At 38.4% G+C, this 15,930-nt stretch carries 10 protein-coding genes; 6 read left to right on the top strand and 4 right to left on the bottom strand.

What is annotated here, in order from left to right; all coding sequences use genetic code 11:
• Positions 1-13: 13 nt before the first annotated feature.
• From FJR06_RS21230 to FJR06_RS21245, 4 genes are all read left to right on the top strand, one after another.
• Positions 14-358 carry a hypothetical protein gene (locus FJR06_RS21230; protein WP_168652220.1) on the top strand — a complete coding sequence of 115 codons (345 nt, stop codon included), beginning with the start codon at positions 14-16 and terminating at the stop codon, positions 356-358.
• Between the two features lie 267 nt (positions 359-625).
• Complete coding sequence (locus FJR06_RS21235) at positions 626-1,690, top strand: NADH:flavin oxidoreductase/NADH oxidase (RefSeq protein ID WP_168652221.1); 1,065 nt, start codon at positions 626-628, stop codon at positions 1,688-1,690.
• A gap of 179 nt (positions 1,691-1,869) precedes the next feature.
• Positions 1,870-3,426: a DEAD/DEAH box helicase gene (locus FJR06_RS21240; protein ID WP_015078607.1), complete on the top strand. Its 1,557-nt coding sequence runs from the start codon at positions 1,870-1,872 to the stop codon at positions 3,424-3,426.
• Positions 3,356-4,570 carry a DUF790 family protein gene (locus tag FJR06_RS21245; RefSeq protein ID WP_015078608.1) on the top strand — a complete coding sequence of 405 codons (1,215 nt, stop codon included), beginning with the start codon at positions 3,356-3,358 and terminating at the stop codon, positions 4,568-4,570. Before FJR06_RS21240 ends, FJR06_RS21245 begins: the two co-directional genes overlap by 71 nt.
• Positions 4,571-4,650: 80 nt before the next feature.
• On the opposite strand, the gene FJR06_RS21250 is transcribed toward FJR06_RS21245, so the two are convergent.
• Both FJR06_RS21250 and FJR06_RS21255 read right to left on the bottom strand, forming a co-directional pair.
• Positions 4,651-4,911, bottom strand: coding sequence for a BrnA antitoxin family protein (locus FJR06_RS21250; RefSeq protein ID WP_015078609.1), 261 nt, complete (start codon positions 4,909-4,911; stop codon positions 4,651-4,653).
• A gap of 38 nt (positions 4,912-4,949) precedes the next feature.
• Entirely contained in the window at positions 4,950-7,100 is a 2,151-nt protein-coding gene (locus tag FJR06_RS21255) for a peptidase domain-containing ABC transporter (protein ID WP_015078610.1), read from the bottom strand.
• A gap of 200 nt (positions 7,101-7,300) precedes the next feature.
• On the opposite strand from FJR06_RS21255, the gene FJR06_RS25015 reads away from it, so the two are divergent.
• Positions 7,301-8,242, top strand: coding sequence for an HlyD family efflux transporter periplasmic adaptor subunit (locus tag FJR06_RS25015; protein ID WP_051155164.1), 942 nt, complete (start codon positions 7,301-7,303; stop codon positions 8,240-8,242).
• Positions 8,243-8,734: 492 nt separating this feature from the next.
• Here FJR06_RS25015 and FJR06_RS21265 read toward each other — a convergent pair whose 3' ends face one another.
• Positions 8,735-10,393: a DUF3352 domain-containing protein gene (locus FJR06_RS21265; protein ID WP_168652222.1), complete on the bottom strand. Its 1,659-nt coding sequence runs from the start codon at positions 10,391-10,393 to the stop codon at positions 8,735-8,737.
• Between the two features lie 614 nt (positions 10,394-11,007).
• Between FJR06_RS21265 and FJR06_RS21270 the strand changes: the two genes are divergently transcribed.
• Positions 11,008-13,626, top strand: a complete 2,619-nt coding sequence (locus FJR06_RS21270; RefSeq protein ID WP_168652223.1) for a M1 family metallopeptidase — start codon at positions 11,008-11,010, stop codon at positions 13,624-13,626.
• A gap of 454 nt (positions 13,627-14,080) precedes the next feature.
• On the opposite strand, the gene mrdA is transcribed toward FJR06_RS21270, so the two are convergent.
• Positions 14,081-15,859 (bottom strand): penicillin-binding protein 2, encoded by a 1,779-nt coding sequence (gene mrdA, locus FJR06_RS21275; protein WP_041457618.1) that lies wholly within the window; start codon positions 15,857-15,859, stop codon positions 14,081-14,083.
• Between the last annotated feature and the right edge of the window lie 71 nt (positions 15,860-15,930).

The following is a 15,930-nucleotide window of genomic DNA, read 5'->3' on the forward strand; positions in this document are numbered from 1 at the left end:
GGTCAGATTGAGTATGATTGCACCTACAGAAATTCGTCAAAGGGCAATTGCACTCCTGGAACAATTACCGGGAGAATCTTTAGTAAAAGCAGTTGAATTTTTAGAATCTCTTTCTCATCAAGCTTTACAGGTATCAGAAACAAAGACATCTGACACCAGAGAAACTGATTTAATTCAAATTATTCAACGGCGTTTATCTGCTGAACAACAAGAGAGATTGAATTATTTGCGTCAGCAAAATGAAACTGAAGAAATTACAGAAACAGAGCATCAAGAGTTATTAATTTATGTTGAACTGATTGAAAAACAAGATGCGGAACGTGCAGAAGCATTGATTCAATTAGCTCAAATTCGTTGAATTAATTTGCAAGTTTTGATTAATAAGTTTTTGCCAAATAATATAGATAATGAATAGTCTTTAAAAAAATTCAGGAGTCAGAAGTTAAAAGCAAGGAGACAGGAAAATCAGGATATTTTGATTTTCTGCTTTGCGTTTTGCTAACTTGCAAATTGTTCCATATTATTTCAAGTTTACATTTTTCAATTTCATTGATAGGTACGTTATTTTAACCGGATCGAGTCACCCTATAATAATCTTTTACAGGTATCCGCAGGACATTCAATTATGCCGCATTTATTTGAGCCATTAAATCAACGCAGTGTTAACTTTCCCAATCGCATTGCGGTGTCACCCATGTGCCAGTATTCCAGCGAAAATGGCTTTGCAAATGACTGGCATCTCGTTCACCTTGTCAGTCGTGCTGTGGGCGGTGCAGGACTGATTATGACGGAAGCAGCGGCAATTGAGCCACAAGGACGAATTACACCGCAAGATTTGGGAATTTGGCAAGATGCCCACATTGAAATGCTGGCGAAAATTGTCGAGTCACTACATCATCATGGGGCTGTAGCTGGGATTCAGCTTGCTCATGCTGGTCGAAAAGCTAGTACCACACCACCTTGGGATGGAGGTGGAGAGCTTTCTGAATCTGAAGGAGGATGGACTCCAATCGCTCCCAGTGCTATTCCCTTTAGGTTAGAAAGTCCTGCTCCCAAAGCATTGAGTATTGAAGATATTAAAGAACTGATTGCATCATTTGTAAATGCGGCTCAACGTTCCCTAGCAGCCGGATTTAACTTAATTGAAATTCACGCGGCTCATGGTTACTTGTTGCATGAATTTATGTCTCCACTGAGCAATCAGCGGACAGATGAATACGGTGGCAGTTTTGAAAATCGGATTCGGTTTTTATGTGAAGTAGTTCAAGCCGTGCGAAACATTTTACCAGATCAGATGCCGCTGTGGGTGAGGATTTCTGCCATTGATTGGATTAGTGATGGTTGGGATATTGAGCAAAGTATTGCCCTCTGTCATATTTTAAAATCCCTGGGTGTTGATTTAATAGATTGCTCATCAGGGGGAATTGTACCTGGAGAGAAATTTGTCCTTGGTGCTGGTTATCAAACTGCTTTTAGCGATCGCCTTCGCCGCGAAGCTAAAATCGCTACCGGAGCAGTGGGCATGATTACAGAACCGGCACAAGCCGATCAGATCCTTCGCACTGGACAAGCAGACATGGTGTTAATCGGTCGAGAAATGTTACGTGATCCTTACTGGGCAAGGCGGGCTGCAAAGCAACTACGCCAACCTGTATCAGTCCCCAAGCAGTATGATCGCGCTTGGCATTAAGAACATCTAAAACCAAATTAATATGAAGCTGCATAGAATAAAATATCAAGAATAATTGACCGCAGATAAACGCAGATAAACGCAGATAAATATGGATGATTATTATTCTGTGCTCTCTCTCAATCCCCATTTTGCGTTATGAGTAGTTACATCAGTGTAACTGGATTGAGAGAAAATAAATGGCTCGTCACCCGACTTTAACTTTTGATCGTGGTACGTTAATTTTACACCCACCACCACGCAGTAAAACTTGGATAGATTATGCAATTTGGGATGATAGAATTGAAAAATTCCGTATTCCCGCTATTAGATACCGTTCCTTAGTTGAAGCACTCCAAGCAGAAGCCACAGATTTTATTGATCAAGCTAAGGCTTTTTATCCCTTAGAGTTGGTTGCCAGTTTAGAAATGACTCCCTATCCTCACCAAAATGAGGCGTTAGCGGCTTGGAAACTCGCAGGACGACAGGGGGTAGTTGTGCTACCGACAGCAGCGGGTAAGACCTATTTAGCCCAAATGGCGATGCAAGCCACACCGCGCACCACGTTAATTGTCGTCCCCACCTTGGACTTAATGCACCAGTGGTATGCTCACTTAGTAGCGGCTTTTCCTGACGGGGAAGTAGGTTTACTGGGGGGTGGTTCGCGGGATAGAACCGCAATTTTAGTTGCTACCTATGATAGTGCGGCTATTCACGCAGAAAGTTTGGGTAATAAATATGCCTTAATAATTTTTGATGAATGTCACCATTTACCTACAGATTTTAACAGAGTTATTGCGGAATATGCGATCGCTCCCTATCGGCTAGGACTGTCCGCAACCCCAGAACGCACAGATGGTAAACACGCTGATTTAGATATCCTCATTGGTAAAGAAGTTTATCGCAAATGCGCTGAAGATTTAGCAGGAAAAGCTTTAGCTGCTCATGAAATTGTGCAAATTAAGGTTAAATTATCCCAATTAGAACGGGAAAAATATAATCAGTTAATTCAAACTCGCAATGATTTTTTAAAGCAATCAAAAATATCTTTAGGAAGTCTCCAAGGTTGGCAAATGTTTGTGCAAATGAGTGCGCGTTCTCAACCTGGACGTAGGGCAATGTTATCACATCGTCAAGCCAAAGAAATCGCTTTAGGCACAGATGGTAAAATCCGGGTACTTGTAGACTTATTAGCCACCCATTATCCCGAAAGAATTTTAATTTTTACCGCTGACAATGCCACAGTTTACCGCATTTCTCAAGACTTATTAATTCCCGCGATTACTCATCAAACACCAGTTAAAGAAAGACATGAAATCCTAACTAAATTTAAATCAGGTGAATATAATACTTTAGTTGCTTCTAATGTCTTAAATGAAGGTGTAGATGTCCCCGCAGCTAGTATTGCCATTATTTTATCAGGAACAGGTTCAACGAGGGAATATATTCAACGTTTAGGGAGGATTTTACGCAAAGGTAATATAGAAAATAAACAGGCAATTTTATATGAAGTCATAGCCGAAGATACCAGCGAAGAAGGAACTTCAACCAGACGCAGAGGAGAAAATAATAGTCAGGAAGAAAAACCGCAAAGAGCAAATTTACAAGTTGTTTATAGTAGTGAAAAGAAAAGCGATTTAAAAGCAGCAGAACAGTTAGAAATTAATTATTCAACCGAAAAGAAAGATGTTACCAACAGACCTACTGATACACCGCCAAAACGGCGAAGAAATTATCCCAAAAAGACTGAAACTTGATCAAAAACATTTGAATCTAGCAACTGAATTAATTAGCTTTTTTCAGGAAGCAGTCGGAAAAACTCAAGGATTATTAGAACGTCAGTTAGCAGACTTTGAAGGAGATACCACAGATTACCGCATGAAACGGGGTTTAGCTTATATTCTGAAAAGTGGTTTTTGTACATTTGAAGTAGTTAGTCCCCTCGAACCTCCCATGTTAAGAGCAAAAGTATTTGCATTAGCAGCAAAATCCGTTGCTAGTCGAGAATCAACTGATATTATTTTAAATAAAATTGCTGATGATTTAAGTCAAGAACTCAACCAAGAAGTTTTACCTGCTCAAATAAAAAATGGACTTTATGCTGATTTATCAGAAAATAAAATTTTAACTGCTTTTGATGCACCTAAACCAGAAGAAGTTTTACATCGTTATAATTTATCTCAAGTCCAAGGAGTTTTTTATAAAGCTAGTCAATTAGTATTAAATGCACATCGCAATGTTCCCGGAGAATATAAACTCTTATTTCGTTATTTAAAGCTATTTCAACTAATGGCTTATATTGAAGGTGATGCTGATCATGGTTTTACAATTAGTGTGGATGGTCCTACCAGTTTATTTACTCCCAGCACCCGCTACGGTTTAGCCATAGCCAAACTAATTCCGGCTTTACTTCATGTCACCAAATGGAGTTTATCAGCAACCTTAAAAACCCGTGATTCTTATACAAACGAATGGAAAACCGGACGATTCACCCTCAATTCAGAATGTGGATTAGTATCCCATTATCCCCCAGGTAAACCCTATGATAGTATGTTAGAAGAATCCTTTGCGAGTAAATGGGATGGCTTAAAAAGTGGTTGGATCTTAGAACGAGAAGTAGATTTAATTCCCATTCCTGGTAGTGTGATGATTCCCGATTTTCGGCTAGTTCATCCAGACGGACGGGTGTTTATCTTAGAAATTGTCGGTTATTGGCGACCAGAATATTTACAAAAGAAATTTGCTCAAGTTAGAAAGGCTAATTGTGATAACTTAATTTTAGCAATTTCCGAAAGATTGAACCTAGAAAAAGCCGGAATTAAACTAGATAACGTTCCCGCAAGGATAATTTGGTTTAAAGAAAAACTCTTACCAAAATCTGTATTAGCCGTCATGGAATAATCACAATTTTATATGAAACTGTACAGAATCATAAAAATCTGCGTTTATCTGCGTTTATCCGCGTTCAATTAATCATAAACTTAACTAACAAAAGTTACAGCCCGCAGTTCTTCTTGAAAGACTCGGCGTAGTGTATCTTCATCTAAGGGGGGGTTGGCTTGATCAAGATATTCTCGTAACGCTTGGTTCATCATTGTTTGATAACCTTTCCCTTCAGCGTCTCCTTTTTGTCTAAACGCTTCCAAAATATCATCATCAATATAGATGGTAATACGAGTTTTACCTTGTTGTGGGATAATCGCACCCCGTTTAGCTTGATCAAAATCATATTCCGGTTTCATATTCACGTCTCTCCTTAGGAGTAGCAGGACGGGCAATGTCATAACGTACTTAAAAATTTTAAATGTTCTCCCTCAATTTTCAGAACGTCATTTAAATTTTCCTGTAATTTTAATCGTCCCTCTTCCATATAAATTATCTCATCTGCTCTACGATTGACGCTAGGACGATGACTAATAACAATCGTTGTTTTTCCCTTACGTGATTCAAATAGTTTATCTAGTAGTTTGGCTTCACTAATAGGATCTAAACCAGCAGTAGATTCATCTAAAATTAAAATAGGTGGATTATTAACGATAGCTCTAGCAATGGCTAATCTTTGTCGTTGTCCTCCTGATAAATTTGATCCAAATTCTCCCAATACAGTCAGATATTTCTCAGGAAGATTATCAATAAATTTATCAGCTTCGGCAATTTGACAAGCTTTAACTATTTCTTCAAAGGTAAGATGTGGTGAACCTAAGCGGAAGTTTTCGATAATACTTCTACTCCAAAAATGAGAGTCTTGAGAAACTAAAATAACCTGTTTTCTAATACATTCTGTGGCTAAGTTTTGTAAATTATAAACTCCTACTTTAATTGTTCCTCCTTGTTGTTCATATAATCCTGTAATTAATTTCACTAATGTACTTTTACCGCAACCTGATTGACCAATAATTGCTGTTACCTTACCACCTGATATCTTTACATTAAAATTATCTAGTAAATCTAATCTTCCTGAATGATGAAATAGTAATTTTTCACAATAAATATCATCAGTATCTCTAATATTTGCCCATTCTTTCTGCTGGTCATTTTCTATTTCTGAATGATAATCAATTACTGATGTTAATCTTTCAATTGCAGTTTTAACTCTGACAACCTCATCAATTAAACCAATAACTGCACCAATAAAACCAGAAAAATTACCATTCATGCTATTAAAAGCTAATAATTGCCCAATAGTTAGTTCTTTACTAATGACAAAACTGCTACCTATCCAAAGTAAAGCAACTCCTCCAATACTAGAAATAATACCAGAAAAGGTACTATTAGTAATTCCTATTTGGGCTGTTTTAAACCCTAAATTAGCAAGTCTTCCAAATCTACTTTGTAAATCTTCCCAAAATTGAGGTTCTGCGGTGGTTGTTTTTAGAGTAACTGCACCTTTGAATGTTTCTACTAAGATACCTTGATTTTCTGCATCTAAAACCATAATATCTCGAATTTTTCGACGCAAAGGTATGAGAAATACTAGAGGTGATACAGCATTTAAAATGGTTAATAATATAATGAATAAGCTAAGTTTCCAGCTATAAAACAGCATTAAAGCAAAAGAAATAACTGCAATAAAGAACTGGCTGGGTAAACTAATAACTATTTGACTGACTAATTGATTAATTTGTTGAATATCTTGTAAACGACTAATCACTTCGCCACTGCGGTGGGTTTCGTAGTAAGTTAAGGGTAACCGGAGTATTTTTCTGGCAAATTCTTTAACAAATCCTAATTCTAAACGTTGAGCAAATTGTGTAATTAAATTAGCTTGTACTACTCCTAAACAACTACTAACTAGATTCATGACGATAATGGCTATTGCTATTCCTCGCAAAATATTTGTATCTCCACGAATTAGCACATCATCAGTGAGAATCTGAATTAAAAATGGTGAATTCAAAGACAAAATACCAACGCAAATATTAATTAAAAATGCTACGAATAGAATGAATTTATAAGGTTGAACACGGTGGATAAAGCGACTGATACCTTGAACTTTATCATCTGGCTGTTGTGCAAAGCGAATTGGATCAGGTTGTAATAAAAGTGTCGTTAATCCTGCCCAATTTTGAGCCAGTTCTTCACGGGTAATATAACGAATTCCCACACCCGGATCAGCTATAATATATTTTTTGCCTTTTTGTCCATATAATACTACATAATGATATCCTTTCCAGTGAATAATCGCTGGTAAAGGTGCATCTTTCATTTTGTCGAATATTTCTGGTTGCGCTCGTTTTGATACAGTATCAAATCCCAGGTTTTCCGCACCTCTTCTTAATCCGGTTAATGTTGTTCCTAATTGTCCTGTGCCGATAGCTTCTCTAATGCGGTTAATATTAAAATTCTTTTTATAATATTTAACAATAGTTGCTAAACAAGCAGCACCACAATCTTCTTCGTTTTGTTGTAGGACAATGGAATATTTTTTCATGAATATTGATAACTATCTTTAGTTATGTACAACAAACGTCTCTATAGATTTGGTTATTTTGTCTGAGGATTTTATACAGAATAATGGTAGGGGTTTAGCATTGCTAAACCCCTAATATCTATAACTATCTACGAGTAGAGAAAGAGTATGGAGAGCGTAGTTTAGCTGTAAAAGCTCAGGTTAATGAAGCTAAGGCAAATGTGCAAGTTGCTGAGGAAGAATGGCAAAAAGCCCAAAGTGATCTCAATGCGTCCGAAGCATCTTTACGTTCTAGTCAGTCTGCCTTGAGGATAGCACAGGAAAAACGGGAACGATATCAAAATGTAGGACAATCTGCATTAGGTAAAAACCTATTAGAAGAAGCACAATTAGCAGTTGAACAACAACAGGAAGCAGTAGCAGAACGCACCGCATTATTACAAAGTCAAAAGCAAACTATAATCCGTCAATCCAAATCCTTAGAATCAGCAAAAGCCAGATTACAAGCAGTATTAGCTACTCTTAATCCTAGTGATGGATTAGTAAAAATAGCTCAAGAAAAAATTGCCCAAGAAAAAGCATCAGGAATGGCCAGTTTAGCTCGTTTAAATCAAGAGGGTAATAGTTTATTACAGCGTCAAAGCGAACTAAAAAAACAATTTTGGAGTGATAGACAAGAATTTTTGCAAGTACAAAAAGATATCAATAAAACTGTTGTTTCTGCACCAATATCTGGAGTTATTCTGAAGTTAAATTTGCGTAACACTAATCAAACTGTCCGCACAGGAGAAGAAATTGCTCAAATTGCTCCTAGTAATACTCCTTTGGTAATTAAAGCTAGGGTTTCTACACAAGATATTGGTAAGGTTAAAATTGGACAAGTCTCACAAATGCGAGTGAGTGCCTATCCTTATCCAGATTATGGTATTTTAAAAGGGGCAGTAATTGCAATTTCTCCTGATGCAATCACCCCACAAAATACAGGCAATAATCCGGTTATTCCTTACTATGAAGTAACCATTAAACCAGACAAGTTATATTTAAAAGATGATTCAAAAAATGCTTTACAGTCTGGAATGGAAATGCAAGCTGATATTATTGCTAAAAATGAAACTGTGTTAAAGTTTATTCTTAGAAAAGCACGGTTGTTGACTGATTTGTAAAACTACAATACTCTTATAATGGAGGTTAGAGCTAATTGTATCTAAGAGGATGTTTGAAAAGTATCAGAATTAATCGAGATCCCCCCCACCCCCCTTACAAAGGGGGGCTAAATTCCTCAAAGTCCCCCTTTTCAAGGGGGATTTAGGGGGATCTGCGGGTGTCAGATCCCACACGAAAAAGTTTTCAAACAACCTCTAATAACAAAGAGATATTTTTCTATATTTTGGATTCTCAAAAGTAGAGCTAAACTCTTTGCTACAAACCGATCTATTTTGACTGCACATAATCATAAAATCCATTAATTCATCCGTTCTTATCTGCGTTTATTTGCGTTCATCTGCGGTCAATTATTCTAGAAATCTGATTCCAGTGAATAAGGTGCGTCAGAGAGAAGATATCTGTTTTTTACGAAATTATCGGGTCTGACGCACCCTACAAACTACTCTCTGTGCCTTGTGCGTCTGAAAGTGAAAAAAATTCAAAAAAGAATATTATTTCCCTTTACCAGATTTAAGAGATAACAGCATCTCCATTTGAGTCAGAGATTTACTAGGACTATTAACAGTCACACCAATACCACGAAGAGAATCGAGAATAGCAGTAGCGTCCGCAGGTAAAGGTTGACTTTGAGCGGATAAACGCTCAATTATGGTTTTGGTTTTTTCCATATCTAAATAGAAATAACCACCATTGGGTTTTTGTAAAGAACCTGTAACAGTTTTAAAAGTATCACTTTGATCAAGTGCTGCACCTTTGCGATCTGCTAGTGTTTCCGCAACGGGTCCACCAATAGCCAGAAATGCCGTATTATCATTGAGCCAACCATGTGCCACTAGAGCGCCTTGTTGGGGAATTTGCCATTCTGTGACATTTTTACCGCCAATGGTTCTTTGAGCGACATTCAGCCGTTGCTGTTTGGCAAAATTATCGAGTTTAGTGAAAGTGGCTTCAGCAGTTTTGCGATCGCTCGTATCTAATACTAGCGCACCTCCAAAACCGGTATTAGCTAATAAACCTTGATTAGATTGAATTGCACCTAAACCAAACTCTCCATTCATCCAGCCAAAAATATCTTTATCTAAATCAATTTGCAGACTTTTTAATTGAGTCCGCGCTTGTTGAATTCCTTGATTTAATTCGGGATAATCTTTAGATTGTTCCACAAAAGTTTGCCAACTTTTACTAATACCTTGTCCACTAGCTAAAGCCAAAGTTTCACTGGGGAATTGTCCCACAATTTTGGCGGGAGTAGTTTGATATTCAAATTTATTCAGTTGGGGATCTAAATTCACAATTGCTTTTAATCTTAATCCGCCATCATCTATGCCCACACCTGCTGTCAGTGATTTGACTTGCTTAATTTGCGCGAGGGTTTGTGGAGGTAATTGTTTAGATTGAGGATTGAAAGCAGTTAATTGTTGTACCATATTGGCATAATCAGGAACATAAATTTGCGCTAAACTGTTTTTAACATCCACACCTTTGCTAAGAATATCATTTGCCCCTTCTTTACTAGCAAAAGAAGGTTCACCTTTATAGGTATCAATCGCTTTTTCTACAGATTGTTTATTGGATGTAAACAGCAAATGGTCATTATTCAAAACTGTTACATAAGTCGGTTGACCTTGACCAGTAGATTCGATAATTTTTTGACCTTTGTAGTCCGATTCCTGAATTTTGACGTTTTTTTGGTCTTTCAACTTATTGGCAAATTTCAAAGCAGCTATTTTATCTTTAATCCCTACCACTAACAAATAATTTGGGGCTTCGGAGGCGGGAAAGTTATTCTCGGATACTTTTTTTGCATCTGGTGGTAGTACCGCAATCATCACCCCACCAACCCAAGGTTTGATATCTGCTTCGTAAGAAATTTTATGATCATTCAACATTTGTTGGTTGAAACTCTGGAATTCTTTTGCCAGTAATTTCTGCGCTTCCGGTGTACCAAACTGCTGTAACTTATGCCAGGATTCAGGATTAGTGTCAATATAAGTTGCCATTAGAGCAGTTGCAGGTACTAATTTAGCACTACCTAAAGGACTAGAACTATCACCACCACCCTTTAGATACATATAAGCTGCTATGCCTCCTGCTATAATTACAGCAGTACCGATTATAGGGATTAAAAATGATGATTTCTTTTCAGACATTGGTAAATGCTCCTTGTTGTTGTAAATTTTATTGCAGAATCTACGCAATGATCATTGGTAGACAGAGGATTTTATCTAATGGAGAACCCATGAAAAACAAGTATATTTTGGGGATTTTGTCAACTGAGTTGATATCAGTAAATATCGCATATTGAGTATAAAAGGGTTGAAAATACCTCGCGGTTAGAGACAGTTTACAATCAAGTGGTGAAAAAACATAATTCCCAGAGATTTTGATGTTTAAATCCTTTTTTTATCCCTAATTTCCGCTAATTTTACGGTAATTACTGATATAATTAACGGTTTATGCTCACCAAAAAGTTGTAATTGGGTCTAAATAATACTCCATTATGGTTAAGGCTGAATCCGCAAATGATATCTTATTCCTGTGAAAACAATAGTCAATTTCTCATCTCCAAGTTATTCTAAAACTAATCTATATGGAAAATTAGTAGTATTTGTACTCAATAACAAATGATCACGGATCAAGATTCTCTTGAATCAAGGTAGGGAAGAGTTTGCTGATCAAAAAATGTCATACTACGCTACACTTCTTTACTTGTATGATTTACATCCCATTAAATCTTTTAGAATTAGAAGGCTAGAAATAATAAATGTTGCAGTTTTATTTTGATACCGAAAAAACCGGACACAACCGTTTTGAGTTACCAGGGGCAAAACCACACTATAACCCTGACCGACCTGGACAGGTAGAACATATTTTTCTGGATCTGAGTTTGGATATCCCTAACCAAAGTTGCTACGGAACTTGTAGTATTCGCCTATTACCAGTGCGGAATGGGATTGATAGATTGACTTTGGATGCGGTAAATCTGAAGATCACCGCTGTACAAGTAAACGCAGTTGAGCAAAAATTTGAATATGATGGCGAAAAACTTGGTATCTACCTGTCACAACCCACTGAAATTGGTCATCGCTTGTTAATTGCGATCGCCTACGCCGCCGAAAAACCCCAACGGGGCATTTACTTTATTCAACCAAACAAACACTACCCCCACAAACCGACCCAAGTCTGGACACAAGGAGAAGACGAAGATTCTCGCTACTGGTTTCCCTGTTTCGACTACCCTGGACAATTATCAACTTCAGAAATTCGCGTTCGTGTTCCCAATCCCTTAGTAGCTATCTCCAACGGTGAACTAATTGACACCGTAGAGGAGGCAAAATACAAAACCTACCATTGGTCACAACAACAAGTTCATCCTACCTACTTGATGACCTTAGCCGTTGGTGATTTTGCGGAAATTCGGGACGAGTGGCATGATAAACCCGTTACCTACTACGTCGAAAAGGGACGAGAAGCAGATGCTCAACGCAGCATGGGCAAAACTCCCCAAATGATTGAATTTCTCAGTGAAAAGTATGGTTATCCTTACGCTTTCCCCAAATATGCTCAAGTTTGCGTAGACGACTTTATTTTTGGAGGCATGGAAAATACTTCCACAACTCTATTAAGTGACCGATGTTTACTAGACGAACGAGCAATATTAGATAATCGTAATACCGAAAGTTTAGTTGTCCACGAACTTGCACACCAATGGTTTGGGGATTTGGTGGTAATTAAACATTGGTCCCATGCTTGGATTAAGGAAGGCATGGCTTCCTATTCAGAGGTAATGTGGACCCAACGGGAATATGGCGACCAAGAAGCCGCATATTATCGGTTAAAGGAAGCGTGTAGTTATTTAAGTGAAGATAGCAGTCGCTACCGCAGACCCATGGTAACTCATGTTTACCGGGAAGCAATTGAACTTTATGACCGCCACATTTATGAAAAAGGATCTTGTGTTTATCACATGATTCGGGCAGAATTGGGCGATGAATTATTTTGGCAAGCAGTCCAAACATTTGTTCAAGACAACGCCCACAACACTGTCGAAACTATAGACTTATTAAGAGCAATTGAAAAAGCCACAGGACGAAATTTGGCTTTCCTGTTTGATCAATATGTCTATCGTGGTGGTCATCCTGATTTTAAAGTAGCTTATGCCTGGGATGGTGACGCAAATTTAGCGAAGGTGACAGTCACCCAAACCCAAGCCACAGCCGATAGTAAGGATTTATTTAATCTCAGGATTCCCATTGGTTTTGGATATAAAGAAAATTCCCAACTCACAACTTTTACAGTTCGGGTACATGAAAAAGAACAAAGTTTTTACTTTCCACTAACACAAAAGCCTGATTTTATTAGCTTTGATGTGGGCAATAATTACTTAAAAACAGTCAAGTTAGAATTTCCAATTTCCGAATTAAAAGCCCAATTAGAATTTGATCCTCATCCCATTTCTCGCATTTATGCTGCGGAAGCTTTAGCGAAAAAAGGCGGATTGGAAGCGACTTTAGCCCTATCCTCAGCTTTGAAAAATGAGCCTTTTTGGGGTGTGCGGGTCGAAATTGCTAAGGAATTGGCAGAAATTCAATTAGATCAAGCTTTTGATGGTTTAGTAGCTGGATTAGATGATCCTAGTCCCTTTGTGCGGCAGGCTGTGATTAGTTCTTTAGCGCGAATTAAAACTCATAATAGCTATAAAGCTGTAAAGAGTGTTGTCCAACATGGGGATGCCAGCTACTATGTAGAAGCTGCGGCTTGTCGGACTATTGCGGCTATAGCAGCGGCACATTTGGAAGATAAACCCCATGAAGACAAGGTAATCAAGTTACTCAAATCTGTTTTAGAAGAACGGGCTGGTTGGAATGAAGTTGTCCGCAGTGGGGCTGTGGCTGGTTTAGCTGAATTCAAATCCTCAGAAGCAGCTTTAAGTTTATTACTGGAATACACAAAAGCTGGGATACCGCAACCATTACGTCTCGGTGCAATTCGCGCTGTTGGCAAAATTTCCACTGGTCAAACTCCCGCTAATATTGAACGAATTTTAGACCGATTAGCGGAAATTGCTAGAGAGACTTTCTTTTTAACTCAGGTAGCGGTTTTAACAGCCTTGGGACAAATGGAAACTCCCAAAGCCATTGGTATTTTGCAATCTTTAGCCAATCAAACCGCAGATGGCCGTGTTCGTCGCTATGCTGAAGAGGAAGTGAGTAAAGTGCAAAAGAATATTGGCACAGACAAAACCCTGAAGCAATTACGTGAGGAACTTGATCAAATTAAACAGCAAAATCAGGAATTGAAAAGCCGGCTGGAAAATTTGGAAGCGAAATCAAATTCAGAGGGAACAGGGAACGGGGAACGGGAAACAGATAAGAGGTTTTGAGCAACTTTACTTTTCGTTACATATTACTCTTCGAGAAGCCGCTCCGCGTCTACGGTTTTTTTCCGTTCACCTACTTAGTCTGTCAAATTTATTTTGACGGGTTTTTGGTAGTGCGGGCATCTTGCCCGCTAATCATCAAGGATGACTAAAAACTTTTTGGATTTTTAGGTGTCAATTCCGGGGTTTTCAGCCTATTTTCTGATAACTCTACTTTAGGTAGTAGAAATATTTTTTGAGGTTGAGTAGTCTTAAATTTATTAATGCCTGAAAAACGTATATGTACCCTGGAGATAATTTCAGGGTATTTTTTTGTGTTTTTAACAATCACCTAAGTAAGTCTGCCCAATAAAATCGATATATGTTTAGTTTTGTAAAAACCGTGAAACACCCTATTTATAAGGTATTCGTTAATTTATATTTCGTTACATAGATTGATTCTTTAACGCCGACCTACTTATTTTCGAGCAAAATGTTTTTCCATTACTTCTAAAATCATGGGTGCTGCAACACTACCACCACCACCACCGGAATGTTCAGCAAAGGCCACCACTAAAATTTCTGGCTTATCCGCAGGTGCATAAGCCCCAAACCAAGCGTGATTTTCTTTAACTCCTTTCTTCCAAGCTTCAGCCGTCCCACTCTTACCGGCTACCGGGGGAAGAGAGGGGACATTTAAGACCTTACCTGTACCTTCACTAACCACCTTTCGTAATCCTTCACGCAAAATTTTGACAGTTGTGGGCTTGAGATTTAATGATTCTCTCCAGCTTTTAGCTTCTTCATTATCTTTCAACACATGGGGTTGGACGCGATAACCACCATTAGCCGGAACAGCAAACATCACAGCGACTTGTAAAGGTGTAGCTTGTAAAGCACCTTGGCCAATGGACATATTCACAGTGTCACCGACACTCCAAGGTATCTTCCATGTTTTCTGTTTCCAATTTTCATCAGGAACTAAACCCTTGGACTCTTCTGTAGTAAATTCAAAGCCGGTTTTTTGACCAAATCCATATTTACGAGTCCATTCGATCAATGTTGGTCCACCGACTCGCTTACCAATTTGATAAAAGAAGGTATCGCTACTCCACTGCATCGCTCCTACAAAACCCAATGGTCCAAAACCAGCATGATTCCATTCACCAAAGGTAGTCCCACCAATAGTTAAAGAACCGTAGGTTTGTAATACCGTATCAGGAGAAAATTTACCTGATTCTAGTGCAGCGGTTGTGGTGACGATTTTAAAGGTACTGGCTGGAGGAAAGACACTAATGGCACGATTGACTAAAGGATGTTCAGAACCTTGGACAGTTTCCCAATCTTTTTGAGAAAGTTTTTGTTTAGAAAAGATATTGGGGTCAAAGGTGGGATGAGATACCATGGCTAAGATAGCCCCATTTTTAGGGTCAATGGCGACTATTGCGCCATTGCGTTTACCTAAAGCTTTTTCTGCTGCCATTTGTATATCTAAATCTATGGTCAAGTGCAGATCATTACCAGCTTTCGCTTGTTTGCTCCCCAATATTCGTAGAGGTATACCGCTACCATCTACTTCTATTTGCTGCCCTCCCCATTCACCTCTTAACAATTTTTCATACGCTTTTTCTACTCCCATTTGACCCATGACATCTCCTAATCTGTAGCCTTCAGCTTTCTTTTTTTCCAACTGTTTAGCGGTAACTTCACGGGTGTAGCCAAGTATATGAGCCAACTCTTGACCATGAGGATAATAACGCACCGCTTCAGTATTTATTTCTACTCCTGGTAGTTCATTTTCATACTCTTTTAAGGCTGTTACCTGTGCTTCGTTTAAATTGCGAGCGATGCGAATTAGTGAAGAATGATTAACAGCAGATTGTTCAAGTGTTTTCTCGATCTCTTCTGGGGAGGTGTCAAGAATTTTGGCTAGACGTGGACCAACTACCGGCCAGGAGGGTTTGGTATGTGCCATTGGCCACAAATATACAGATCGGGGATAACGGGTGCTGGCTAATAATTTACCATTTCGGTCAAAAATATTACCTCTTTCTGGTTGTTTGGAAATAATCCGAATCCGATTAGATTCTGCGCGGATGCGGTGGTTTTTTCCTTCGATAATTTGTAAATATATTAATCTAGCGCCGATACCAGATAACATTAATAATGTGAATAAAATTACAAATGTGGATTGGACACCACGTCCAACTGTGCGTGTATTTTTTTTTATACTAAATAATGATGATAAGATAGCCATAGGAATTGGGGACTGGGGACTAGGGACTAGGGACAACGAACAACTGACAACTGTACGGGCGAAGCATTTGG

Origin of the sequence: Dolichospermum sp. UHCC 0352, from assembly GCF_009711925.1 — a bacterium.
GTDB lineage: Bacteria > Cyanobacteriota > Cyanobacteriia > Cyanobacteriales > Nostocaceae > Dolichospermum > Dolichospermum lemmermannii.

Bases quoted from the DNA above. Each gene is read 5' to 3' on its own strand.
- FJR06_RS21230 (WP_168652220.1), top strand. From the start codon at position 14: ATGATTGCACCTACAGAAATTCGTCAAAGGGCAATTGCACTCCTGGAA.
- FJR06_RS21235 (WP_168652221.1), top strand. From the start codon at position 626: ATGCCGCATTTATTTGAGCCATTAAATCAACGCAGTGTTAACTTTCCC.
- FJR06_RS21240 (WP_015078607.1), top strand. From the start codon at position 1,870: ATGGCTCGTCACCCGACTTTAACTTTTGATCGTGGTACGTTAATTTTA.
- FJR06_RS21245 (WP_015078608.1), top strand. From the start codon at position 3,356: ATGTTACCAACAGACCTACTGATACACCGCCAAAACGGCGAAGAAATT.
- FJR06_RS21250 (WP_015078609.1), bottom strand. From the start codon at position 4,911: ATGAAACCGGAATATGATTTTGATCAAGCTAAACGGGGTGCGATTATC.
- FJR06_RS21255 (WP_015078610.1), bottom strand. From the start codon at position 7,100: ATGAAAAAATATTCCATTGTCCTACAACAAAACGAAGAAGATTGTGGT.
- FJR06_RS21265 (WP_168652222.1), bottom strand. From the start codon at position 10,393: ATGTCTGAAAAGAAATCATCATTTTTAATCCCTATAATCGGTACTGCT.
- FJR06_RS21270 (WP_168652223.1), top strand. From the start codon at position 11,008: ATGTTGCAGTTTTATTTTGATACCGAAAAAACCGGACACAACCGTTTT.
- mrdA (WP_041457618.1), bottom strand. From the start codon at position 15,859: ATGGCTATCTTATCATCATTATTTAGTATAAAAAAAAATACACGCACA.